A 23,836-nucleotide genomic window follows, 5' to 3' on the forward strand; every position below is an offset into this window, starting at 1 on the left:
CGATCGTTGGGTGAATCGATCCTGTGGCATGAGCGAGGAGCGAGGATGGCCGGCGATCCCACCCCCGCGGCGGACACCCGAGAAGGACCGGCGACTGCTGACGAGAACACATTTCACGTCCTTGTCACCGCCGGCTATTTCGCTCCCGGTTGGCGGGCCGGAGGGCCGGTCCGGTCCATTTCCGAAGTGCTCGCCCTCGCCAGTGACGACATTGAGACGTCCCTGGTGACCCGGGACCGCGACCTCGGTTGTCGCGACCCCTATCCGGGGCTCTCCGGTCGCTGGGCCCGGGTCGGCCGGACGAACGTCTTCTATCTCGGCGTGCGTCGGCCGGGGCACTGGCTGTCGCTGTGGCGCTCGCTGCGCGCCTGCCGTTTCGACCTGCTGTACGTCAACAGCGTCTGGTCGATCTTCTCGATCCTGCCCATGGTGGCGTCCCGTCTCGGTCTGGTGCGGGTGGGTCGCGTCCTGGTCGCCCCCCGGGGTGAGTTCGGCTCGGCGGCACTCCGGGTGCACCGACTCCGCAAGCGGATCTTCCTGGCCGCCTGGCGGTGGATGCTGCTCGACCGCCGGGTGCTCTGGCACGCCACCACCCCCGTCGAGGCAGACGACATCCAGCGGGTACTGCCCCGGGCACGGATCGGCGTCGTCGCGGTCAGCCGTGGCCCCGAGCCGGAAGCGACACCGTCGGAGACACCGGCGGCCCACCATGCGCGGCTGGTCTTCATCGGCCGGATCTCGCCCATGAAGAACCTCGACCTGGTGCTTGCCGCGCTCGCCTTCGTACCGGTGCCGGTACGACTGGACATCTACGGTCCGGTGGAGGACCAGGCGTACTGGCGACGCTGCCGGGAGCACCTGGCCGAGCTGCCCGAGTCGGTCGCCGTCAGGTACCGGGGTGAGCTGCCACCCGAGCAGGTCCGCGCGACCTTCTCCCGCTACGACGCGTTCGTCATGCCGACCCGGGGGGAGAACTTCGGCAACGCCATCGCCGAGAGCCTGTCCGCGTGCTGCCCGGTGCTCTGCTCCGACCGGACGCCCTGGACGACAGTGCTGCGCGACGGCGGCGGCCTGGTTTTCCCCGAGCTGACCGCTGCTGCGGTGGGCGCCCTCGTCACCCAGGTGGCTACCGCCACCCCCGAGCAGCGGCACGCCGCCCGGGTCGAGGCGGGGGCCGCCTACCGCCGGTGGCGGGCGAGCCGAACGCCGATCAGCGTCCTCGACCAGGCGCGGCGGGTGATTCGTGACCCGGCGTACCGGGTGCCGCCGCAGGGGGCGGACCGTCAGCCCGAGCCCAGCCTTCCACGACCCGCACAGCTGCCACCAGGAGGCGTCAAGTGACCCGTGTGATGACAGTCGTCGGCACCAGGCCGGAGATCATCCGACTGGCCCGGGTTATCGACGCCCTCGACCGGACCGTGGACCACACGTTGGTGCACACCGGGCAGAACTGGGACCCGTCCCTGTCCGATGTCTTCTTCAGCGAGCTGGGGGTCCGGGCGCCGGACCTCTTGCTGCGCGCCGACACCCGATCGCTCGGCAGTCTCCTCGGCGCCGTCCTGGTCGGCACGGAGAAGGCGATAGCCGAGCTGCGCCCGGACGCGCTGCTGGTGCTCGGTGACACGAACAGCGCGATCTCGGCGCTGATGGCCCGCCGGATGAACGTGCCGGTGTACCACATGGAGGCCGGCAACCGCTGCTTCGACCTGAACGTGCCGGAGGAGACCAACCGGTGCATGGTCGACCACATCGCCGACTTCAACCTGGTCTACTCGGAACACGCTCGGCGCAACCTGCTCGCCGAAGGGCTGCACCCGCGTCGGATCCTGCACACCGGCTCACCCATGCGCGAGGTGCTCGACCACTATCGGCAGCAGATCGAGCGGTCCACGGTGCTGGCCCAACTCGAACTCGAACCGGGCGGCTACTTCGTCGTCAGCGCCCACCGGCAGGAGAACGTCGACCACCCGGACCGGCTCCGCCGGCTGCTGGAGTGCCTGCGGGTGGTCCGCGACGAGTGGCGTCTGCCGCTGCTGGTCTCCACGCATCCGCGTACCCGCAAGCGGTTGGAGGCGCTGGCCGGCGACGGCCTGCACCTCGACGGTGTGGCCTTCCACGAGCCGTTCGGCTTCTTCGACTATGTGACCCTGCAACGGCATGCCCGATGCACCCTGTCCGACAGTGGGACGGTGAGCGAGGAGGCGGCGATCCTCGGGTTCCCGGCGGTGACCCTGCGCGAGTCCATCGAGCGTCCGGAGGCGATGGACAGCGGCGCGATAGTGATGACCGGCCTGGAGCCCGACGGTGTCGTCGAGGCCATCCGGGTGGTGGTGGCGCAGGTGGCCGAGGGCTCGGTCACCTGCCCCCTCGACTACCAGGTCCCCGACACGTCACGCCGGGTGGTCGACTTCATCCTGTCCACTGTGCGCCGCCATCACGACTGGGCGGGCATCCGCCGCTGACCCGACCACCGGCCGGGCCGGCACACCCGTCACCACCACACCCGGTGCGACGTCGCGGGTCACGCAGGCGCCGGCGCCCACTGTGGCGTCCCGGCCGACGGTCAGCGTCGGCAGGATCGCGGCCGTCGTGCCCACCAGGACGCCCTCCTCCAGTCGGCAGTACCCGGAGACCGCGGCGAGCGGATTGACCGAGACGTAGTCGCCGAGGATGCTGTCGTGCCCCACCGTGCAGTTCTGGTTGAGGTGCACGTGCCGCCCCAGCAGCACGTTCGTGGTCACCCGGGCGCCACCGGCAGCGAACAACCCCTGCTGGTGAACGCAGTCCGTGCCGATCTCGGCGGCTGGATGCACCACTGTGGCCGCCGGCAGGCCGTACCGGGCGATGGCCTGGTCGGTCTCGCGACGCAGCCGTGGAATCCCGACGCCGAGCACCACGTGGGTGCTGGCGGGTTGGGCGGCCAGCCACCGGGTCGGGCCGAGGAAGGCGACGCCGAGGCGGTGTACCGACTCGACGTTGGACTCGGTGGGGTAGTCGTCGACGAAGCCCAGCACCCGCCATGGCGGCGGTGCATTCTGCGCATTGGAGTTCAAAAGCCGAATAACCCCATATACCTCACGACCCATCCCGCCCGTGCCTACGATCACTACGTCGGTCGTCAACGGCGGCTCCCCTCGGCTACGGAGAGCGCTGGCCGCTCTCCGTCATCGCAACCGGTCCACGGTGCCGATGGTGACGGGCGAGTCGCGGCGCCCTGGTCGATCCTCGCGCGTCTCAGGCGTCGGCGTGCCCGCGCGAAGGCGTGAGCAGCAGTCGGGAAGGTGAGTCGAAAGTGAACGAGCTGGCCAGGACGCGTCTGCCCGACCGCAGCGGAACACCGCGAGCCACCACCACGTCGGGATACCGCGTACTCGCCACCGCTCGCGTGTTCGAGCCGGGCTTTCGCGGCGGGGGGCCGATCCGTTCCCTGCGGTTCATCCTCGACACGCTGCCGGACGACCTCGACGTCACACTGGTCACCGGAGACCGGGACCTTTCCTCGTCGACACCCTACCCGGGCCTGTCCGGACGACTGGTACGCCGCGACGACCGTTGCGCGGTTTTCTACCTCGGCCCGTTCGCAGTGCGGCACTGGGTCCGACTGGCGCGGCACATCCGGTCCCGCCCGGTCGACCTGATCTACGTCAACAGCCTCTGGTCGCTCTTCTCGGTGCTGCCGATCCTGGCGGTGGCGTTGCGACTGGTACGCGTCCGCGCGATCATGCTGGCCCCGCGCGGCGAGCTCTCGCCCGGCGCACTCGCCATCAAGCCGTGCAAGAAGCGGCTCTTCCTGGCGGTCTGGGCCCCGCTGCTGCGTCGGCTCGACGTCCGCTGGCAGGCGTGCAGTTGGCTGGAGGAAATCCAGATCCGCGCCACGATGCCCTGGGCGCAGATCATGGTGAACGGCAACGAGTGCCCCATCCCGGAGCAGCCGGCCCCCCGGGCCGTCGCCCACGACGGGCCACTGCGACTGGTGTTCGTCGGCCGGATCTCGCCGATGAAGAACCTCACCAGGGCGTTGGAAGCGGTCGCCGGCAGCACGCACCCGCTGGATTTCGACATCTACGGTCCGCGGGAGGACGCGCAGTACTGGGCGTGCTGCCGACGCCTCATCGACGCGATGCCCGACCACGTCCGGGTCCGCTACCTCGGCGAACTCGAGGCGGACGAGGTGATGGCGACCTTCAGCCGATATGACGCCTTCCTCTTTCCCACACTCGGCGAGAACTACGGGCACGTCATCCTGGAGAGCCTCGCGTCCGGCTGTCCGGTGGTCTGCTCCGACGCGACACCGTTCAGCGAGCTGATCGCCGCCGGCGGGGGAGCGGTGGTCCGGCCCGCGACAGCAGCCGCGTTGAGCGAGACCCTCGACCGGATGGCCGACCGGTCGGCCGGGGAGCGCGCCGAGGCGAAGGAGACCGCCGGCCGGCGGTACCGGCTCTGGCGACAGCAACTGCGGGAACTCAACGTGCTGGACCACGCCAGGCGGTTCTGCGCCTGACCCGCCGGGCCGCCACCCGCGCCTGGCCCGGCTCGCCGGGGCCGCGTCACCCGGGCCGGAGCTGCGTCGTTGCAGGGGCAGGGCCCGCGTGGGGGGCCCGTCGTCCGCCACCCCGGTAGGCCCGATGAGCGAGGACAGCACGTGCCCAGACGCGTTCGTACGATGGTCCGACGAGTCCGGGACCACCTGGCCGCCACCCGGGACCCGGAGGCGTTCGCGCGGTCCCTGGGGGTGAAGCTGACCGGACGGGTCAGGTTCTACGGGATCAGCCGGGCGATGTTCGGCTCGGAGCCGTGGCTGATCACCATCGGAGACAACGTCTACATCACCTCCGAGGTGCAGTTCGTCACCCACGACGGCGGCACCCTGATCCTGCGCAAGGACCATCCCGACCTGGACTGGACCGCGCCGATCACGATCGGCGACGACGTCTACATCGGTATGCGGTCGATGATCCTGGCCGGCGTCACCATCGGAAACCGGTGCGTCATCGGGGCGGGCTCGATCGTCACGCGCGACATCCCGGACAACACGGTGGCGGCAGGTGTGCCGGCGCGACCGCTGCGGACCACCGACGAGTACCTCGAACGGTTGCAGGCCAAGTCGCTGGGCATCGGGCACCTACCCGTCCCGGAGAAGCACGAGGCGATGAAGAGGATCTACGGGGTCACCACCGTCTGACCCCGCAAGCCGGCCGCGCCCGCCCGCTCAGGCCCTCCGGTACGCGATCCGTGGCGGCGGCAGTTGGTGCACGCCGGCGATGATGATCGCCCCGAACGCCCCGGTCACCCCGGTCACCTCGTACCCGAACCGGTCCCCGGTCATCGCCGCCGAACTGGTGCCCAGGTTGAGCGTGGTGGCCGCGCCGATGCTGCTGGCCCGCAACGTGGGCGCCATGCCGCTGTCGGTCTGCCACGCGTGCCCGTACCAGTGCCAACCGGCGGGCAGCAGCACGGGAACGGCGAGCACCGACTCCTGGACACCCGCCGACGTGACGTTGAGGCCGCCGAAGTCCGCGAGCGGGCCGAGGACAGCGGGACGACCGGTCGCCGGATCGTGGGCGTACGCGCCGTGCCGCACCACACCGGTGCCCGCCGCGGTGACCTCCACGCACACCCGGTCGACCGGGGTGGGCTCCGCCAGGTAGACCGGGTGCAGCAGGAGCGACTGGTAGGTGCCGATGTAGGTGACCTGCTGGGTCGGGCCGGACACCGGGAGGAAGTAGCTGCCCCGCGTGCAGGTCACCCCGGGTGGCTGCCCCACCCGCGCCGGGCCGGGCTCGGCCCGCCACATCCCGTACCCGGCGGGGACTGTCATGCCGTACGAGATCCCACCGACGGCTACCCGGTCCGGCACTGTGAGATTCGTCGGGCCGGCCGGCACCAGCAGCCGGTGGAACAACTGCGGCGCCGCCATCTGGGTCTGCGCGACCGGGTCGACCCGCTCGATCATCACGAAGTCGGTGGTGGGGTCCGACACGACGATCTCGGTGGCCGCCGAGGGCGGTGCCAGGTAACGCCGGTAGGCGGTGCCGGTGACGGACTCGCCTGCTTCGAGGGTGCGGCCCCACACCAACTGCGGGTAGTTCTTCTTCAGGCTGGAGGTGATGAACCAGCCTTTGGCGGTGGTGTGCCGGGCCCGGATCTCGGGCACGCCGTCGGCGGCCGGCAGCAACCCGACGGCGATGCCCCACTGCTGGACCTGGCCGCTGTTCAGCACCCACTGGGTCATGCTGCTCGCCGGCCACAGCCGGTTCGTGAGAGTCGCCGGGGTGAAGTCGGTGAGGCTGGGCAGCGTGTCGATGTTCGCCCACCCCGACCAGTTCAGACCGCCGGCCGTACCCACGTTCGGCATGAACTGCCGGCGGGTGCCGCCGGCCACCGCGGTCAGCGCGCCGCACTGGGTCACCCCGGCGTTCAGCGTGAACCGTTCCAGCGCTGCCACCGTCTGCTCGACCAGCAGACCCCCCTGCGACCAGCGGTAGACGTTCGAGATCCGGCACAGGGACGGGATCCGCGACATGATCGTCGCGATGGGCGTGCCGATGTTCGCCCGGGCGGTGTCGATCATCCCCTGGTAGGACGGGATCAGGTAGGACTCCCGGATGCTCAACTCCTGGCCGGTGGAGCGGCCGTCCGGCAGCTGTCGTCCGTCGAGTTCGACAGTCACCGTGTGGGAGTGGGTGGCCGGGCGGATCTGCACGTCGGGGGTCAGTCCCGTGATCGGCACGGTGGCCGTGTGGGTGGCCCCGGAGAGGTGGGTGAGCGGCGAGCCCGGCTTGACCCGGGCACCCTGCGCGATGCCGTCGACGATCGTGTACGGGTTGCCGAAGAGCAGGCTGTCCGCGTTGGTGATGGCCAGCAGGGTGAAGGTGCGCGTCCCGTCGGTCCACTGCGAGCCCACGTCGACAGTCGTCTTGCCGTGGTTGGTGACGACGATCTGGTTGCCGACGTTGTAGCCGTGGTTGCCGCCGACGTACGACCAGCCGGTGTTGATCGGGCAGTTGTCGTCGGAGGTGTCGTGGATCTTCGTCCCGACGGCGGACATCACCGGCCACACCTGGGCGTCGGTGGCGGTCGAGGGCACCAGCGTGACCTGGGGGAGCCCGGAGTGCCACATGCCGACCATCGCCTCGGCGTACGCGAGGTTCGCGGGCATGACCAGATCGCGGGTGCCGTCGAAGCGCGAGCGGACGGACATCAGGGCGTTGGACCGGTAGACGATCAGCTCGGGCATGGTCGGCACCTCCACCGCGTACGCACTGACGATGAACCTCACTGTGGCCCCTCGGGGCACCGACGGCCGCTCTCGGTCAGTACCCGGACAGGGTGAATGTGCCGCCGTTGCCGTCACGTGACACGTCTTCAGTCGATGTACAGGTGTTCAGGCGTATACCGGGGGGTTTCATGCGCATTTTGATCACCGGCGGAGCCGGTTTCATCGGGTCCAACCTGGCCCGTGCCGCGATGGTCGAGCCCGCCGTCGGTGGGGTGACCGTCCTCGACGATCTCTCGGTCGGGTTACGGACCAACCTCGATGGCCTGGACGTCGAGCTGATCGAGGGCTCGATCCTCGACCCGGCCGCCCTGGACGCCGCGATGGCGGGCTGCGAGGCGGTGGTTCACCTGGCCGCGCTGCCGAGCGTCCCCCGGTCGCTGAGCGACCCGTTGGCCTCCCACCACGCGAACGCGACGGGCACGCTGATGGTGTTGGAGGCGGCCCGGCGACACCGGGTCGGGCACGTCCTCGTCGCCTCGTCCTCGTCGGTGTACGGCATGAACCCGGTGCTGCCCAAGACCGAGCTGACCTGGACCCGCCCGATGAGCCCGTACGCGGCGAGCAAGCTCGCGACCGAGGCGTACGCCCTGGCCCACCAGGCGTCGTTCGGGCTGCCGACGCTGGCCTTCCGCTTCTTCAACGTGTTCGGCCCGGGTCAGCGGCACGACCACGCCTACGCGGCGGTGATCCCCCGTTTCGTGCACGCCGCCCTGCGCGACGAACCCGCCGTGCTGCACGGCGACGGGACACAGTCGCGCGACTTCACCTACGTCGGCACGGTCTGCGACGTGATCCTCGACGCGGTCCGCCGCCGGGTCCACCACCCGCACCCGGTCAACCTCGCCTTCGGTGCCCGGGCCAGCCTGTTGCGGGTCCTCGACGAGCTGGAGTGGTTGTGCGGCCGGCCGATCGCCCGCGAGTACGCGCCACCGCGCGTCGGCGACGTCGCCCACTCCCTGGCCGACAACACCGCGCTGCGGCAGCTCTTCCCGGACGTCGCGCCGGTCGCCCGATCCGAGGGCCTGCGCGCGACGGTGGAGTGGATGGCCGGTCGGTTGGACGCCGAGCGTGCCGTAGCCGCCGCACCTCGGTGACCCGGGCAGCGGGTCGGGCCGTACCGGAGCCGGCGGCTTCGGTGGCGGTGGCGGTGGCGGCCGCGCCGACCGCCGGCACCACCGTCGCGCCCGGCGCGCCGACATTGGCGGCGGTGAAGGACCGGGATCGTACGGTCCGGGCGGGCATCGCCGCCGCGATGGTGGCGAAGGGTGTCGGCCTGGCCGCCCCCCTGGTCATCACCCCAGCCTGCTTCCGGTTTCTCGGCGACCAGCGGTACGGCCTGTGGATGGCGGTCACCGCGTTGACCGGTATGGCGTGGTTCGCCGACCTGGGGCTGGGCAACGGGCTGCTCACCCGGCTCAGTCACCTGGCCGACGACCCCCGGCAACAGGCCCGCGAGGTGTCGAGCGCGTTCGCCACCCTCGGCGTGGTCGCGGTGGCGCTGCTGGTGGGTCTCGTGCTGGTGGTCCCGGTGGTGCCCTGGGCCACGCTGTTCAACGTCAGTGACCCCGGTGTCGCCGCGGAGGCGTCCGCCCTGGTCCTGCTCTGCTTCGGCGCCTTCGCGGTGAACATTCCGCTCTCGTTGATCCAGCGGATCCAGTACGCCCGTGGCCAGGTGGTGCAGAGCAACATCTGGCAGTCGGTAGGGGCGCTGGCGGCCATGGCTGCCGTGCTCGGCACCATCGCCGCCGGGTGGAAACCCCTCGCCGTGATCGCCTGCGCGGTGCTTGCCGTGCCGCTGACGAACCTGCTCAACTGCGTGGCCTACTTCTGGTTCCAGGATCGCGGGCCACGGCCGGGCCCGAAACTCGTGCACCGGGCCACCGCCGTCGGCCTGCTCCGGCTGGGTCTGCGGTTCTTCGCGCTCACCACGATGTCGGCGATAGCGCTGAACGTGGACAGTCCGCTCGTCGCGAACGTCCTCGGGCCCACCACTGCCGCGCACTACGCGGTGGTGGGGAAGCTGTTCGGCGTCCTCTCGATCTTCGTGGGGCTGGTCGGCATGACGGTCTGGCCGGTCAACGGCGCCGCCCTGGCGCGGGGCGAGGTGGCGTGGGTGCGTCGCAACACGCGGCGCATGGTGCTGCTCTACGGGGTGATCGTGGGGGCGGTCGGCGGCGTGCTCGTCGGCTACGGCCACCGGTTGATCGACCTCTGGGTGGGCGGCATCGATCGCACCGAGATCCCGCTCACCGTGCTGATCGGGCTGGCGAGCTGGTCGCTCCTGATCGCGGTCACCTCCCCGCTGATCCTGGTGCAGAACAGCATCGGGCTGCTCCGGCCGCAGTTCGTCGGCTGGGCCACGTTCCTGCTGCTGGCCACCGCGCTCAAGGTCTGGGCGCTGCGGACGTTCGGGCTCGCCGGCCTGCCGGTGGCGGCCTGCCTCGCGTACGTGCTCACCATGTGGCCGGCCGTGTTCGTGGGCTATCGGCGGGCGCTCGGCGGGGGAGAGCCGACATGACCGGGGAGTGCCGGGTGCTGCGGGTCGTGGGTGAGCTGAACTTCGGCGGCACCGAGATGCGCACCGCCGAACTGCTGCCCCGGCTCGCCGCGGCCGGCGTCCAGGTGCACCTGGTGACGCTCAGCGACCGGATCGGTCCCGGCCCGCTGGCCGAGGTGGTCCGGCGGCACGGCGGCTCGGTCACCCCGATCCCACTCGACCTCCGCTTCGCCGCCCGCTTTCTGCGCCTGGTGCGGCGGCTGCGACCGGACGTGGTGCACGTCGACTGCGCCAACTTCTCCGGGGTGCTGCTCGCGCTCGCCGCCCTGTGCGGGGTGCCCGGCCGCGTCGCCCACTTCCGGGGGGACGACAACCAGCACCGCAACCTGCGCCGACGCGTCCTCCGCCAGGTCTGGAAACGGCTGCTGCGGATCTCCGCCACCGACATCCTCGGCGTCTCGCCCAGCTCGCTCACCTGCGCCTACGACCCGCGCTGGCGCGACGACCCCCGCTGCCAGGTGGTCCTCAACGGACTCGACCTGGACCGGCTCCGCCGACCCAGCCCGGACGACCTCCGTCAGTTGATCGGTGCCCGCCCGGAGGAACTGGTCTGCGTCAGCGTCGGCCGGGCCTCGCCGGAGAAACGGCGCTGGCTCCTGCCGCCGATCCTCGCCGAGCTGCGAACCCGGGGAGTGGAGGCGCACGCCGTCCTCGTCGGGCCGGGTGACGACGCCGACGACGAACGCGTCCGGGTGGCCGCCGCGGCAGTCGGCCTCGCCCACCGGGTGCACCTGCTGGGCCCCCGGGACGACGTGGGCGGGCTGCTGAGCCAGGCCGACGTCGTGGTTCACCCGTCCTGCCTGGAAGGGCTGCCCGGGGGCGTGCTGGAACCCGTCGCGTTGGGCGTCGGCACGGTGGCCGCCGACCTGCCGGGGGTGCGTTTCATCGACGAGCACCTGCCCGGCGTGACGGTCGTCGACACCGATGCCGTCCCACGGCGGTGGGCGAACGCGGTGTGCGCGGCGGCGTCGTACACCGAGCAGACCTCGGCCTCGGCGGCGGCGCAACGGTTCGCGCGCAGCGTCTTCGCCATCGACACCGCAGCCGCCACCCACCTGACGCTCTACCGACGGTGGGCCTCGGCCCGCCCGCACCGACCGGTGCCACCCCGACCGCCAGCCTTCTCGACCCGGGGAGAGAGATGAACGACCAGACAACGGTGATCGGCCGGCAGGCACGGCGCGACGCGGGACCGGCCGGGCTGATCACCCGGCCGCGTCCACTGCTCGTGGGTGCGTACGCCTTCCCGCACGGGGACGCCACCTCGAACCGGCTGTTGCAACTCGCCCGCTCCGCCGCGCCCGACGGCGCGCGGACCCTCGTCGTCAACGACTGGCCCTGCGAGGTGGCCGTCCCGACCGGGCCACCCCGTGTCACGGGCGTCGACCTGGTCACGCTGCGGATCCGGGGTCGGCACCACCTCACCCGCGCGTCGGCCCGGCTGGCCCGACCGCTGCGGGTGCTGCGGGCGGTCCGCCGCGCCGGCGTCGGGCGCAGTGAGGTGAGCGTCGTGCTGTTGCCGATGGCACTGCTGACCCTCGGCAACTGGGCGACAGTGCGCCTCGTGCTGCGCTGCCCGGTGGTGGTGGACGCCAGCGAGCGCCACGACCGACGGCAGTTCCGCCGCGGCTGGCTCACCCCGTACTTCGTCCGGCACCGCTGGTCGACGTTCCTGGCGACCCGGCTCGTCGGCCGGGCCACCGCGGTCTCCACCACGCTGGCCGACTACCTGACGGGTCACGGACTGGACGTGCTGGTGGTGCCGCCGCAGGTGGACTGCGACGAGTTCCACGCGCCACAACCGCCACCGATCAGCGACGGCCTGCGCCTGCTCTACGCCGGCACGCCCGCGCGCAAGGACATGCTCGACGTGATCCTGCGGGGGATCAGTCGTCTCGCCCCGGAGCACCAGCGTCGGGTCAGCCTCACCATCGCCGGGGTCAACGCCGCGGACGCCGCCGCCCACTCGGACCTGGACGTCGGAGTCCTCGACGCGGTCTCGGCCGACGTGCGGTTCCTCGGTCGCGTCCCGCGCGAGACAGTGCTGAGCCTGCTGGCGGAGTCGCACTTCTCGATGCTGGTCCGCCCCACCGGCGGGTACGCCGCCAACGGTTTCCCGTCCAAGGTGCCGGAAAGTCTCGCCGCCGGATGCCCGGTGCTGCTCAACCACACGAGTGACCTGGCCACCTACGTGCACGACGGGGTGGAGGGGCTGGTGCTCGACGGCAACGGTCCGGACGATGTCCGGTCGGCGATCGAGCGGGCGCTGCGGCTACGGGACGAGGAGTGGACGGCGATGAGCGTGGCAGCCCGGTCACGGGCCCGCGAGTCGTTCGACCACCGGGCCTGGCGGGACCGGGTGAGCGCCTTCGTGACGGCGGGCCGGGGCTGAGCCGACACCTCGCCGGCCGGTGCGCGTCCCGATCGCAGCCGACGTCGCCGTCAGCGGGCTCTCAGCGCAGCACGGCGGTGGGTCGGCGCGGCGCGCCGTCGTCGAACACGCCGGCCCGCTGCTGTCGTGCCTCCGCGTGGGGCCCGCCGGCGCTGACGACGCCGCCCCGGTCGACGGGGTTCCGCTTCTTCGGCAGGTGCAACAGAGCCGCGGCGACCACTGTCCAGAACACGTACGGGTAGGTCTGGCCGGTGCCGAACATGGCCGACTCGGTGAGCTGGATCAGCAGGCCGGTGACGACGAGCCAGACGAGACCCGCGTCGGCCCGGCGTACCGGCGCCCGCAGGACGACCCGACCGGCGGCCACCAGCAGCACCACCAGCGGCAGCACGGCGGCGAGCCCCAACTCCAGCAGCAACTGCAGGTAACTGTTGTGCACCACACTGACGCCGGTGGTGCCGAAGAAGTCGTCGGCGCTGGCCAGCTCGAACAGGTGGTTGCGCGACGCGTACCCGAAGCCGAGCGTGGGGCGGTTCTGCCACCACAGGTCGATGGTCGCCTGCCACATCTGGGTCCGCCCGTTGGACAGGTCGCCCCCGCTCGGGTCGGTGAAGCGCAGCGCGAACTGGCGCATCCACCGTGCGCCGAAGATGGTGGGCAGCAGGTTGAGCAGGTGCGCCACCAGGAGCACGGCGGTCACCCCCGCGGCCAGCTGAACCGTCCGACCGAGCCCGTAGCGCAGCACCAGCCAGAGCGCGCCGACGAGCACGGCGATCAGCGCCGTCCGTGACTGGGACAGCAGGACGCTCGCGGCGGCCGGCACCATGCCGAGCAGTGCGACGTGCCGCCGGGACTGCCGGTAGACCGCCCAGCCCAACGGGATCGTCAGGGCGCAGACGATGCCGAGCATGTTGGGGTTGTTGTAGAGCCCCTGGAAGCGGGTGACACTCGACGTCGCCGCGACGAGCGTGCCGTCGGCGAACCCGATGCCGAGGCTGACCACTATGGACGCGGTGAGAACCAGGTAGACCACGCGCAGGTCGGCCATCATGACCGCCCGATCGGGCCACCGACGCCGGATGAGGACGTGCACCAGGGCGGCCAGCAGCAGCAGCGCGACACCCCGCTGCAGGGTCTCCATCGGCACCACCGACCAGGCGGAGCTCACCGTGGCGAGGCCTGCCATCGTCCAGAGCGCGGCGACGAACACACGGGTCCAGACATCGGTGCGGGCCGGCGTCCGGGCCGGCAGGCAGAGCCCCCAGAGGACCAGGCCGGCGACCGCCGCGTACCGGGGATAGAAGCTCGCTCCGACGAGCGCCGGCACATTGGACGAGGCGCAGACCAGGAGCCCCATCGTCAGGGCCAGCATCCACCGCCAGCCGTCCACCCGCCGGCTGAAGGCGAGCAGCAGCACCAGCGCCACCAACCCGGTGGCGACGAGCGGAACGGTGATGGCCGCGATGGTGGTGACCACCACGAGACACGTCGCGCCGACGAGCAGGCCCAGTTGGCCCATCCGGTTTTCCACGTGATGTCCTTTGAAGTCCGGCCGCTGGCGAGGCCGGCGGTCGTCGGCTGGACCGCCCTCAGTGAGGCACGTCCTGGAGGCCCGGTTGGGCCGGTTCGACAGCCCAACGGGCCTTGGCGGCGTGCATCGCCCGGATCATGTCCGGCCAGCTCGGCGGCCGGTAACCGGTGGCCTGGGCGAGAGCGTCCGCGTTCATCGACCGGTCGCAGGTGAACTCGTCGTCCGGCACGATGTCGCCGGGCCAGCCGTACACCTCGGCGATCAGGCGGAGCAGGTCGTATTTGGCGATCGGCTCGGCGGCCACGTGGTAGAGCCCGGTCAGCTCGGTGCGGGGCAGGATCACGGTGCGGAGCAGGCGGGCGAACTCCACAGTCGTCACGCCGCTGTAGATGGCCCTGGTGAAGCCGCGTACCTGCCCCCGCTGGGAGAGGAACCAGTCCACCAACGAGCGGTTCGTGACCAGCTCATGACCGATGATCGAGGTACGGAGGGTGAGCGCAGAGACCCCCCGCGCCTCACCCAGCAGCTTGGACCGCCCGTACAGGTCGGGCGGGTCCGGCAGGTCGTCCTCGACGTAGCCGCCCCGTCGGCCGGAGAAGACGCAGTCGGTGCTGACGTGGATCAGGCGGCTGCCGAGTTGCCCGCAGGCGTCGGCGAGCAGGTGCGGGAAGAGCGCGTTGAGCGTGACCGTCTGCACCGCGTCCTGGACGTCCGGGCGTTGCTTGATCACACCCACGCAGTTGACCACGACGTCCGGTCGCAGATCGTCGACGAGCTGCCGGACCCGGTCGAACCGGGTCGCGTCGACGGCCGGGGTGATCCGGTCCAGCAGACGCCGGGGATACCACCCCGCGCGGTCCTCGATGCTCCGGGCGACGCCGTGCACGTCGAGGTCGGGAGCGTCGCTGAGCTCGCGGAGGACGGCGTGGCCGAGCATGCCGGTGACGCCGACGACGAGGACCCGTCGCCCCGTTCGGGGCTCCTCCTCGCCGGGCCCGCTGCGTCGGCGGGGGACCAGGTCCGGTCGCCGGCCACCGGTAGCGGTGCTCATGCCGTTACGACAGCCGCCGCCGCGGCCTCCACCTGCGCCCGCACCTCGGGCAGCGTCAGCAGCAGCGCCTCGATCTCCGGTACGGACAGCCGGCGGGCATTGTGCGAGTGGAAGTCGGCCATGTTGCCGCTCTCCACGTCGCCCTCCTCGAAGTAGAGGGAGTAGTTGAGGTCGCGGCTGTCCACCGGCACCCGGAGGAACTCGCCGAGGTCCTCGACGTGGGCGAGTTCCTCGCGACTGGCCAGGGTCTCGTACAGCTTCTCGCCGTGCCGGATGCCGAGCACGTTGAACTTCGCCGGAACCCGGAACAGGTTGCACAGTGCGGTGGCCAGATCGCCGATGGTGCAGGCGTCGGCCTTGCGGATGAAGACGTCACCCGGCTGGCCGTACCGGAAGGCGTGCTCCACCAGGTCCACCGACTGCGGCAGGGACATCAGGAAGCGGGTCATCGACGGCTCGGTGACAGTCGGCAGCCCGCCCCGCAGGATCTGGTCGATGAACAGCGGGATCACCGATCCACGCGAGTACATGACGTTGCCGTACCGCACGCAGCAGACCCGGGTGCGGGCCTGCGGATTGTTGCGGGAGTGCGCCTGCGCGACCTTCTCCATCAGGGCCTTCGTCATGCCCATCGCGTTGACCGGATAGACGGCCTTGTCGGTGCTCAGCAGAACCAACGCCTCGACGCCGACCCGCTCGCAGGCGTCCACCACGTTCGCACTGCCGAGCACATTGGTCCGCACGGCTTCCAGCGGGAAGAACTCGCAGGAGGGAACCTGCTTGAGCGCCGCGGCGTGAAAGACGAACTCCATTCCCCGCGCGGCTTTGAGCACACTGTCGTAGTCCCGCACGTCACCGACGTAGTAGCGGACCCGGTCGTCACCGAGGCGGTGCCGCATCGCGTCCTGCTTCGACTCGTCACGGCTGAGTACGCGCACTTCGGAGGCCCCGGCGTCGAGCAGTCGGGACACCATCGTCTGGCCGAAGGATCCGGTGCCACCGGTGATCAGAAATCGCCGGTCCGAAAGCGAGGAAACCACATCTTCTCCTGCCTGTTTCCCGGGTGCCATCCTCGGGAATCGGATTCTCGTCGATCGCGACCCTACGCTTGCGTAAGAGGCGCCGTGACCTCTTCGGCTAAACGGAATTCGAATCGCGTTCGCTGTTCACGAGGGCCCGTCGACACATACGCGAACAACGCTCGGCGTTGCCGAAGTAGCCGTTCGGCCCCCCATTGTCGACGCGCCGAAAGTCGTTAGCGCTAAAGACGGAGTTGGTGCTCTGGAAAGGTGGTATGCGTACTCCATGCCAAAAGTTGCTCTCCACACGGCGCACCCGCGCGCCGGTGTTTCCGACCTGGGGACCGGTCGGGAAACACCTCCGGACGGCACTACGACACGGCGACCCTACGATCGCTGGAAGCGGCTTCTCGACGTGCTCGGCGCTCTCCTCGTCCTGCTGCTCGGCGCTCCCGTGCTGGCCCTGGTGGCAGTGGTCGTGCTCGTGGCGCACGGCCGACCGGTGCTCTTCCGGCACACCCGCCCCGGGCTGCACGGCAGGCTGTTCGAGGTGGTCAAGTTCCGGACGATGCGCCACGCCGACCCGGAGCGCGGGCTGGTCAGCGACGCGGACCGCCTGACCCGGGTGGGCCGCTGGCTGCGGGCCAGCAGCCTCGACGAGTTGCCCGAGTTCTGGAACGTGCTGCGGGGCGAGATGAGCGTCGTCGGACCACGCCCGCACCTCGTCCAGTACCTCAGCCTCTACAACCCGGAACAGGCCCGCCGGCACGACGTGCGGCCGGGCATCACCGGCCTGGCCCAGGTGCGTGGCCGCAACGCGCTGGACTGGGACGCGAAGTTCACCTACGACGTCGAGTACGTCGACCGTCGGTCCTTCCTGCTGGACCTGCGGATCGTCCTGGCCACCGTCTGGGTGGTGCTGAGCCGCCAGGGAATCTCCGCGCCGGGGGCGGCCACGTGGCACGAGTTCACCGGTAACCCGCCAGCGCAGGCGACCGCCGACCACGACTCCGCCCACCGGCGATGAACCGGGTCCTGCTGCTGGGCGCGGACGGCTTCCTCGGCCGACACATCCGGACGGCGCTGGCCGCCCACAGCACCGTCCGGTCGATCACCCGGGCGGAGTGTGACCTGGTCCGGGTCGAGTTGCGCGACCTGACCGCACTCGTCGCCCGGGAGCGACCGGACTCTGTGGTGACGGCGGCCGGACGGATCGTCGGCACCGGGTACGACTTCGTGCAGGCGCACGTCGTCGCCACCGCGAAACTGATCGAGGCGGTGGCCGCCGCGGCGCCCGGTGCCCGTCTGATCCGGATCGGTTCGGCCGCCGAGTACGGCACCGTGCCGCACGGCCTCGCCGTCAACGAGGAGTACCCGGGCACACCCGTCAGCGAGTACGGGCTCAGCCACCTGGCCGCCACCCGGTTGGCGGAGCTGGCGGGCGGGGCCGGACGACTCGACACGATCGTGTTGCGGATCTTCAACCCGGTCGGGCCGGGAATGCCGCCGGGAAACGTGCTCACCCGGGTGACCGCGATGGTGAGGTCGGCGGTCGCCACCGGAACGGGGGAGATCGCCGTGGGTCTGCACGACACGTACCGGGACTTCGTCGACGTGCGGGACGTCGCCACGGCGGTCCTCGCCGCGGCGACGTGCCGGCCGGGACCCGCGCGGGTCTTCAACGTGGGCAGCGGCAAGGCGGTGGCGACGCGCGACGTCGTCCAACTGCTGGCCGAGGTGTCCGGCTTCACCGGCGAGATCCGCGACGGCAGCTTCGCCCCGGACGCGAGCCGCTCGGCCGCCGTGCCCTGGATGTGCGCCGACATCGAACGCGCGAACCGGGTGCTCGGGTGGGCGCCCGCGTACGACCTCGGTGAGTCGCTGACCACGCTGTGGCAGGCCGACGGCGAGCAGCCCACCCGTCCCGTCGCCAACGCGGCGGCGAGGTGAGGCCCATGCGGATCGGCCTGCTCACCCAGTGGTTCGACCCGGAGCCGGGCGCCGCCGCCCTTCCCGGAATGCTCGCCCGGGCCCTCGCCGACCGGGGGCACGAGATCCAGGTTCTCACCGGCTTCCCCAACTACCCGACCGGCGAGTTGGCGCCCGGTTACCGGGTGACCCGCCGCCTCGACGAGGTCGACGGGACGACCAGGATCCGCCGGGTGGCCCTCTATCCCAGCCACGACCGTTCGGCGCTGCGACGGATGGCGAACTACGGCTCGTTCGCCGCCTCCGCGCTGGTCTCCGGCACGTCCGCGCTGCGTGGCCTGGACGCCCTCTGGGTGGGGAACTCACCGATCAGCGTGGCGGTGCCCATGTGGTTCACCAGGTACGTGCAGCGGGTGCCGACGCTGCTGCACGTCCTGGACCTGTGGCCGGACAGCGCCGTGGCCAGCGGCTTCATCGGCACCGACCGGGTGTCCCGGATGATCGAGCGGGGGATGGCCGGTTGGTGCGGCGGGATGTACCGCAGCGCCGGCCGGATCGCCTACGTCTCGCCCGGTGCGGCCGACCTGCTCGCCAGTCGGGGCGTGCCCCGGGAGAAGCTCGTCCACATTCCGGTGTGGGCCGACGAGACACCTCACCCGGGCCGCGCGAACCTCCGCGCCGAGCTCGGGCTCCGCGCGGACCAGGTGGTGCTCGTGTACGCCGGCACGCTCGGCGAGGCGCAGGGGCTCGACTCGCTCATCGACGCCTGCGCAAGGATCCGCGACCCCCGTCTGGTCTGCCTGATCGCCGGCTCCGGAACCACCGAGGAACGGCTCCGCCGTCGGGCCGAGGAGGCGAACGTGACACACGTGCGGTTCCTCGGGCGGGTGCCCCGGGAACGGATGCCCGCACTGATGGCCACCGGTGACGCGCACTACGTGAGCCTGCGACCGGGTGGCATGTCGGCGTACACGATGCCGAGCAAGGTGCAGGCCACCCTCGCCGCCGGGCGGGCTCTGCTCGTCGCGGCGGAGGGGGACGCCGCGGCGGTCGCCCGTGACAGCGGCGCGGGTATCACCGCCCGGCCCGGTGACCCCGACTCGATCGCCGACGCCCTGCGGGAACTCTGCGACCTGGGCCGGGAAAAGCTCGAGCTGCTCGGTCAGGCCGGTCGGGAGCACTACGACAGGGTCTTCTCCGTCGCCGCCGGCGCCGATCGGGTCGAGCGGGCGCTGCGCGAGGCGGTGGACAGCCACCGGCGGCGCTGACCCCGGTGCGCGGTCAGCGCCAGTCGTCGCCCGCCGCGAGGCGCTGGCTCAGCAGCGCCTCCAACGGCATGGACTCGCCGTCGCGGCCACCCCGGCCGATCACCAGCGGCGGCGGGGACGGCTCGGGTGCCGCACCGAGCAGCAGCGAACGCAGGCTGGCCGGCACCGTCAGCAGGTAGAAGCGCCCCCGGGTGTCGACCGCCCGGGCGCGGGCCCGATCGACGTACCAGCCGGTCAGGTTGGTGCGGTAGCGGTGCCGGCCGTCGTAGGACGTCGCGGTCAGCCGTACCTGACGCAACCCGCGCCCGGTCGCCTCGGCGGCGAAGCGCGTCACCAACGTCGCGGCCGTCGCCTGCTCGGCGGCGCGGGCCCGAGCGTCCGCGTCGGCGTGCGCGCGCACCGCCCGTTCCCGCTGGTCCCGCCAGTCCTGGTCGTCGCCCGCCACGCCCGCCACGGTACGCGACCCGGGGACGCGCGGCACCCCCGTCGATCTTGCAGTTGTGGTCGTCGAGATAGGCGAATTGCGGCTTATATCGGGACAGCAAGCGCAAGATCGACGGAGAGGCCCGGGGTTGACGTGCCGGGCGGGTTCAGGCCAGTCCGGCGCGGCGCAGGGCCTCCGCCATCGCGTCGTTGGCCGGCGCCGGTGCGCCCTGCCGTTGCTGTCCGCCGCGACCGCCCTGCCCGCCGCCGCGACCGCCTTGGCCCTCCCGACCACCCTGCCCGCCGCCGCGACCGCCCTGCGCGCCGCGCCCGCCCTGCTGCCCGCTGCCGCGACCGCCCTGCCCGTCCTGCTGCCCGCTGCCGCGACCAGCCTGCGGGCCACCGGCTGCGCCCTGCCCACCGCGCCCAGCCTGCGGCGTGCGCTGCGCCGGGCCGCCGCGCCCCTCCTGGCTCGTCCGACCGCCACCACCACCGGCCGAGGGCTCGTCGTCCAGGCGCAGGGTCAGCGAGATCCGCTTGCGGGGGACGTCCACGTCGAGCACCCGGACCTTGACCACGTCACCGGACTTCACCACCTCGCGGGGGTCCTTCACGAAGGTCCGGGACATCGCCGAGACGTGCACCAGACCATCCTGGTGCACACCGACGTCGACGAACGCGCCGAACGCGGCCACGTTCGTGACCACGCCCTCCAGCACCATCCCCGGTGTCAGGTCGCCGATCTTCTCCACCCCCTCGACGAAGGTGGCGGTGCGGAACTCGGGGCGGGGATCCCGGCCCGGCTTCTCCAATTCGGCGAGAATGTCGGTGACGGTGGGCAGGCCGAACCGGTCGTCGACGAAGTCGGTTGCCCGCAGCCCGCGCAGGATTCCGCTCTTACCGATCACCGAGCGCAGGTCCTGCCCGGTGGTGGAGAGGATCCGGCGCACCACCGGGTACGCCTCGGGGTGCACGCTCGACGAGTCCAGCGGGTCGTCGCCGTCGGGGATGCGCAGGAAGCCCGCGCACTGCTCGAACGCCTTCGGCCCGAGCCGGGCCACCTTCTTCAGTTGGGTACGCGAGCGGAACGGCCCGTTGGCGTCCCGGTGCAGCACGATGTTCTCGGCCAGGCCGGCGCCGATCCCGGAGACCCGGGTGAGCAGTGGCGCCGAGGCGGTGTTGACGTCCACGCCGACCGCGTTGACGCAGTCCTCCACCACCGCGTCCAGCGACCGGGACAGCTTCACCTCGGACAGGTCGTGCTGGTACTGGCCGACGCCGATCGAACGCGGGTCGATCTTGACCAGCTCCGCGAGCGGGTCCTGGAGGCGGCGGGCGATGGAGACCGCGCCGCGCAGCGACACGTCCATCCCGGGCAGTTCCTGCGAGGCGTACGCGGAGGCGGAGTAGACCGACGCGCCGGCCTCGGAGACCATCACCTTGGTCAGGTTCAGCTGCGGATGCCGGGCGATCAGCTCACCGGCGAGCTTGTCGGTCTCGCGGGAGGCGGTGCCGTTGCCGATCGCGATCAACTCCACAGCGTGCGCCCCGGCAAGCCGGGCCAGGGTCTCCACCGACGCGTCCCACTGCCGGCGCGGCTCGTGCGGGTAGATGGTGTCGGTGGCGACCACCTTGCCGGTGGCGTCCACCACCGCCACCTTCACCCCCGTCCGCAGGCCCGGGTCCAGGCCCATCGTGGGCCGGGTGCCGGCCGGCGCGGCGAGCAGCAGGTCCCGCAGGTTGGTGGCGAAGACCCGCACGGCCTCCTCCTCGGCGGCCTGCCACAACCGCATCCGCAGGTCCGCGCCGAGGTGGATGAGGATCCGGGTACGCCACGCCCAGCGCACCGTGTCGGTCAGCCATCGGTCGGCCGGGCGGCCCGCGTCGGACACCCCGAACCGTCCGGCGATGGCCGCCTCGTACCGGGTCGGGCCGGTCGGTGCCGTATCCGCCTCGCCCGCCTCCTCGGACTCCATGGTCAGGTCGAGCACACCCTCCTTCTCGCCCCGGAACATCGCCAGGATGCGGTGCGAGGGCAGCTTCGGGTACGGCTCGGAGAAGTCGAAGTAGTCGGCGAACTTGGCGCCGGCCGTCTCCTGACCGTCGCGTACCCGGGAAGCCAGCCGGCCCCGCGACCACATCTGCTCGCGCAGCGTGCCGATCAGGTCGGCGTCCTCGGCGAAGGTCTCGATGAGGATGGCCCGGGCGCCCTCCAGCGCGGCGGCGGCGTCGGCGACGCCCCTGTCCTCGTCGACGAACCCGGCGGCGGTGGCCCGCGGGTCCTGACTCGGGTCGGCCAGCAGCGACTCGGCCAGCGGGGCGAGACCGGCCTCGCGCGCGATCTGCGCCCGGGTCCGCCGCTTCGGCTTGTACGGGAGGTAGATGTCCTCCAGCCGGGACTTCGAGTCGGCGGCCATGATCTGCGCTTCCAGGGCCTCGTCCAACTTGCCCTGCCCGCGGATCGACTCCAGCACCGCGGCCCGCCGCTCCTCCAACTCGCGCAGGTACCGCAGCCGCTCCTCGAGGGTGCGCAGCTGGGTGTCGTCGAGCAGGCCGGTGGCCTCCTTGCGGTAACGGGCGATGAACGGCACCGTGGAACCGCCGTCGAGCAGTTCCACCGCCGCCCGCACCTGGCGCTCGGCCACGCCGAGCTCGTCGGCGATCCGCTGATGAACAGACTGGGTCACGATCTCGATCCGCCTTCGACTCGATCCGCCTTCACAGAGCGGGTACGCCTGCATTGTGCCGGGCGGGTCGGACACCTGTCGCCGCACCCGGCCGGGGCGGGGGGACCGAACCGCCGCAGCCCGGCCGGGGGTGACCGGCGACGGTCCCGTCGGGCCTGCGCTAGCGTGGCGATCATGGAATCTGCTGCGGAGCCGCGCGCCCGGCGGCTCTTCGGCGGCAGCGCCCGAGCCCTCGGCGACCTGACTGCCAACCCGTTTCGCGCCGACCGGGACCGGATCGTCGGCTCGCCGTTCTTCGCCCGCCTCGGTGGTGTCACCCAGGTGATCAGCCCGGTCGGCTCCGGGTTGCTGGTGCACAACCGGCTCACCCACAGCCTCAAGGTCGCCCAGGTGGCCCGGGCGGTCGCCGAACGGCTGAACGCCGACGAGCGGTGGCGTGACCTGCTGGACAGGCTCGGCGGGTGCGACCCCGACGTGGTGGAGGCGGCGGCGCTCGCCCACGACCTCGGCCACCCACCGTTCGGGCACCTGGGGGAGCGGGTGCTGGACCGGCTGGCCCGCCAGCGCCTCGGCCTGTCCGACGGGTTCGAGGGCAACGCGCAGTCGTACCGGATCGTCACCAGCACCGAGATCCGCGGCGCCGCCACCACCGGGTTGGACCTGACCGCGGCGGTCCGCGCGGCGATGCTGAAGTACCCGTGGACCCGCCTGGACCACCCCGACCCGCACCCCCGCACCATGGACCCGCCGCCGCGCGGCGCCACCCCACCGTCGGACGACCCGGAGAGCGGCTCGTCGAAGTTCGGCGCCTACCGGACCGAGCTGGACGACCTGCGGCAGGCCCGGGCGCCGTTCGCCGGCCGTATCCCGGAGTGGCAGCAGACGGTCGAGGCGTCGGTGATGGACACCGCCGACGACGTCGCGTACGCCATCCACGACGTGGAGGACTTCTACCGGGTCGGCGTGCTCCAGCAGGGTTCGGTCTCCGCGGAGTTGATGGCCTGGCAGCGCGAGAGCCTGCAACTCCGGGCGATCACCGACGCGGCGCTCGCCACGGCGGCCCGGCGACCCGGGGCGGCGATCGAGCGACTCCGCCGACAACTGCACCGCAAGGACGCCTGGATCGCCGACGACGACGCGTTCGCCGCCGCCGTCGAACACGTCCGCGAGGAGTTGGTGGACGGCTTGCTCGCGATGCCGTTCGACGGCTCGATCGAGGCCGAGCAGTACGTGGCCCGGTTCTCCGCCCGCTGGTCCACCCGCTTCGTCGAGGCGATCACCGTCACCGAACAGCCGTCGGTGCGCTCCGGGCACGTGCTGCTGGGCTGCGCGCAGTGGCACGAGGTGCAGGTGCTCAAGTTCGTCCACCACCGGTTCGTGTTGGCCCGCCCCGACCTCGCCCTGCACCAGCGCGGCCAGGCCCGGCTGCTGGGCACCCTGGTCGAGGCGCTCTGGGAGTGGCTGCTCGACCCGGAGGAGGAGTCCCGGTTGCCCCGGCGGCTGCACGACCTCGTCGAGTTGGCCGAGGCGGAGCTGCACCCGCGTACCCCGGACCGGATCGGTAGGGCCCGGGGCCGCGCCATCGTGGATTTCGTCGCGCAGCTCACCGACGGTCAGGCGGTGGCCATGCTCGACGCGCTCTCCGGCCGGTCCGGCGCACTCTGGACCGACGCGTTCGTGCTCTGAGTCGACGGCTCGTC

Annotated in this window: 19 protein-coding genes; 12 read left to right on the plus strand and 7 right to left on the minus strand. The window is 71.6% G+C overall.

The genetic code is table 11. The features are described 5' to 3' along the window. Positions 1–45: 45 nt before the first annotated feature. Positions 46–1,341 carry a glycosyltransferase family 4 protein gene (locus tag ABZ406_RS07385; protein WP_357756764.1) on the plus strand — a complete coding sequence of 432 codons (1,296 nt, stop codon included), beginning with the start codon at positions 46–48 and terminating at the stop codon, positions 1,339–1,341. Then, positions 1,338–2,462, plus strand: a complete 1,125-nt coding sequence (gene wecB, locus ABZ406_RS07390) for a UDP-N-acetylglucosamine 2-epimerase (non-hydrolyzing) (protein ID WP_357756766.1) — start codon at positions 1,338–1,340, stop codon at positions 2,460–2,462. Before ABZ406_RS07385 ends, wecB begins: the two co-directional genes overlap by 4 nt. On the opposite strand, the gene ABZ406_RS07395 is transcribed toward wecB, so the two are convergent. Continuing rightward, the gene (locus tag ABZ406_RS07395; RefSeq protein ID WP_357757266.1) at positions 2,391–3,107 is read right to left on the minus strand and encodes an acetyltransferase; all 717 of its coding nucleotides are present in this window, start codon (positions 3,105–3,107) and stop codon (positions 2,391–2,393) included. The two genes, wecB and ABZ406_RS07395, sit on opposite strands and share 72 nt — an antisense overlap. A gap of 185 nt (positions 3,108–3,292) precedes the next feature. Here ABZ406_RS07395 and ABZ406_RS07400 point away from each other — a divergent pair, with 185 nt between their 5' ends. Both ABZ406_RS07400 and ABZ406_RS07405 read left to right on the plus strand, forming a co-directional pair. Continuing rightward, entirely contained in the window at positions 3,293–4,501 is a 1,209-nt protein-coding gene (locus ABZ406_RS07400; RefSeq protein ID WP_357756769.1) for a glycosyltransferase, read from the plus strand. Positions 4,502–4,663: 162 nt separating this feature from the next. Beyond that, positions 4,664–5,182: an acyltransferase gene (locus ABZ406_RS07405; RefSeq protein WP_357756772.1), complete on the plus strand. Its 519-nt coding sequence runs from the start codon at positions 4,664–4,666 to the stop codon at positions 5,180–5,182. A 27-nt stretch (positions 5,183–5,209) separates the two neighbouring features. On the opposite strand, the gene ABZ406_RS07410 is transcribed toward ABZ406_RS07405, so the two are convergent. Further along, a complete protein-coding gene (locus ABZ406_RS07410; RefSeq protein ID WP_357756775.1) occupies positions 5,210–7,279 on the minus strand; it encodes a hypothetical protein in 2,070 nt (689 codons plus the stop codon). A gap of 128 nt (positions 7,280–7,407) precedes the next feature. Between ABZ406_RS07410 and ABZ406_RS07415 the strand changes: the two genes are divergently transcribed. Genes ABZ406_RS07415 through ABZ406_RS07430 form a run of 4 tightly spaced genes read left to right on the plus strand, consistent with a single transcriptional unit; the run spans position 7,408 to position 12,228 of the window. After that, positions 7,408–8,373 (plus strand): NAD-dependent epimerase/dehydratase family protein, encoded by a 966-nt coding sequence (locus ABZ406_RS07415; RefSeq protein WP_357756778.1) that lies wholly within the window; start codon positions 7,408–7,410, stop codon positions 8,371–8,373. After that, complete coding sequence (locus tag ABZ406_RS07420) at positions 8,370–9,797, plus strand: oligosaccharide flippase family protein (protein WP_357756781.1); 1,428 nt, start codon at positions 8,370–8,372, stop codon at positions 9,795–9,797. Before ABZ406_RS07415 ends, ABZ406_RS07420 begins: the two co-directional genes overlap by 4 nt. Continuing rightward, positions 9,794–10,981, plus strand: coding sequence for a glycosyltransferase family 4 protein (locus ABZ406_RS07425; protein ID WP_357756784.1), 1,188 nt, complete (start codon positions 9,794–9,796; stop codon positions 10,979–10,981). Before ABZ406_RS07420 ends, ABZ406_RS07425 begins: the two co-directional genes overlap by 4 nt. Then, positions 10,978–12,228, plus strand: a complete 1,251-nt coding sequence (locus tag ABZ406_RS07430; RefSeq protein ID WP_357756787.1) for a glycosyltransferase — start codon at positions 10,978–10,980, stop codon at positions 12,226–12,228. The genes ABZ406_RS07425 and ABZ406_RS07430 overlap by 4 nt, the downstream gene beginning before the upstream one ends. Positions 12,229–12,289: 61 nt before the next feature. Here ABZ406_RS07430 and ABZ406_RS07435 read toward each other — a convergent pair whose 3' ends face one another. From ABZ406_RS07435 to ABZ406_RS07445, 3 genes are read right to left on the minus strand one after another with little or no spacing between them, the layout of a single operon-like run. Beyond that, positions 12,290–13,759 (minus strand): O-antigen ligase family protein, encoded by a 1,470-nt coding sequence (locus tag ABZ406_RS07435; RefSeq protein WP_357756790.1) that lies wholly within the window; start codon positions 13,757–13,759, stop codon positions 12,290–12,292. A 58-nt stretch (positions 13,760–13,817) separates the two neighbouring features. Continuing rightward, on the minus strand, positions 13,818–14,810 hold the full coding sequence (locus ABZ406_RS07440) for an SDR family oxidoreductase (RefSeq protein ID WP_357756793.1): 993 nt from the start codon (positions 14,808–14,810) through the stop codon (positions 13,818–13,820). Next, positions 14,807–15,850 carry a polysaccharide biosynthesis protein gene (locus ABZ406_RS07445; protein WP_357756796.1) on the minus strand — a complete coding sequence of 348 codons (1,044 nt, stop codon included), beginning with the start codon at positions 15,848–15,850 and terminating at the stop codon, positions 14,807–14,809. The genes ABZ406_RS07440 and ABZ406_RS07445 overlap by 4 nt, the downstream gene beginning before the upstream one ends. A 316-nt stretch (positions 15,851–16,166) precedes the next feature. Here ABZ406_RS07445 and ABZ406_RS07450 point away from each other — a divergent pair, with 316 nt between their 5' ends. From ABZ406_RS07450 to ABZ406_RS07460, 3 genes are read left to right on the plus strand one after another with little or no spacing between them, the layout of a single operon-like run. After that, positions 16,167–16,856, plus strand: coding sequence for a sugar transferase (locus tag ABZ406_RS07450; protein WP_357757268.1), 690 nt, complete (start codon positions 16,167–16,169; stop codon positions 16,854–16,856). Next, positions 16,853–17,779: an NAD(P)-dependent oxidoreductase gene (locus ABZ406_RS07455; protein ID WP_357756799.1), complete on the plus strand. Its 927-nt coding sequence runs from the start codon at positions 16,853–16,855 to the stop codon at positions 17,777–17,779. The genes ABZ406_RS07450 and ABZ406_RS07455 overlap by 4 nt, the downstream gene beginning before the upstream one ends. A gap of 5 nt (positions 17,780–17,784) precedes the next feature. Then, positions 17,785–19,026 (plus strand): glycosyltransferase family 4 protein, encoded by a 1,242-nt coding sequence (locus ABZ406_RS07460; protein WP_357756802.1) that lies wholly within the window; start codon positions 17,785–17,787, stop codon positions 19,024–19,026. 13 nt (positions 19,027–19,039) lie between these two features. Here the strand turns inward: ABZ406_RS07460 and ABZ406_RS07465 are convergent, their stop codons facing one another. After that, positions 19,040–19,471, minus strand: a complete 432-nt coding sequence (locus ABZ406_RS07465; protein ID WP_357756805.1) for a hypothetical protein — start codon at positions 19,469–19,471, stop codon at positions 19,040–19,042. Between the two features lie 145 nt (positions 19,472–19,616). Further along, the gene (locus ABZ406_RS07470; protein WP_357756807.1) at positions 19,617–22,136 is read right to left on the minus strand and encodes a Tex family protein; all 2,520 of its coding nucleotides are present in this window, start codon (positions 22,134–22,136) and stop codon (positions 19,617–19,619) included. A gap of 174 nt (positions 22,137–22,310) precedes the next feature. Here ABZ406_RS07470 and dgt point away from each other — a divergent pair, with 174 nt between their 5' ends. Further along, the gene (gene dgt, locus ABZ406_RS07475) at positions 22,311–23,822 is read left to right on the plus strand and encodes a dGTP triphosphohydrolase (RefSeq protein WP_357756810.1); all 1,512 of its coding nucleotides are present in this window, start codon (positions 22,311–22,313) and stop codon (positions 23,820–23,822) included. Positions 23,823–23,836 lie beyond the last annotated feature (14 nt).

This window comes from Micromonospora sp. NPDC005710, from assembly GCF_040630995.1.
Taxonomy (GTDB): Bacteria; Actinomycetota; Actinomycetes; order Mycobacteriales; family Micromonosporaceae; genus Micromonospora.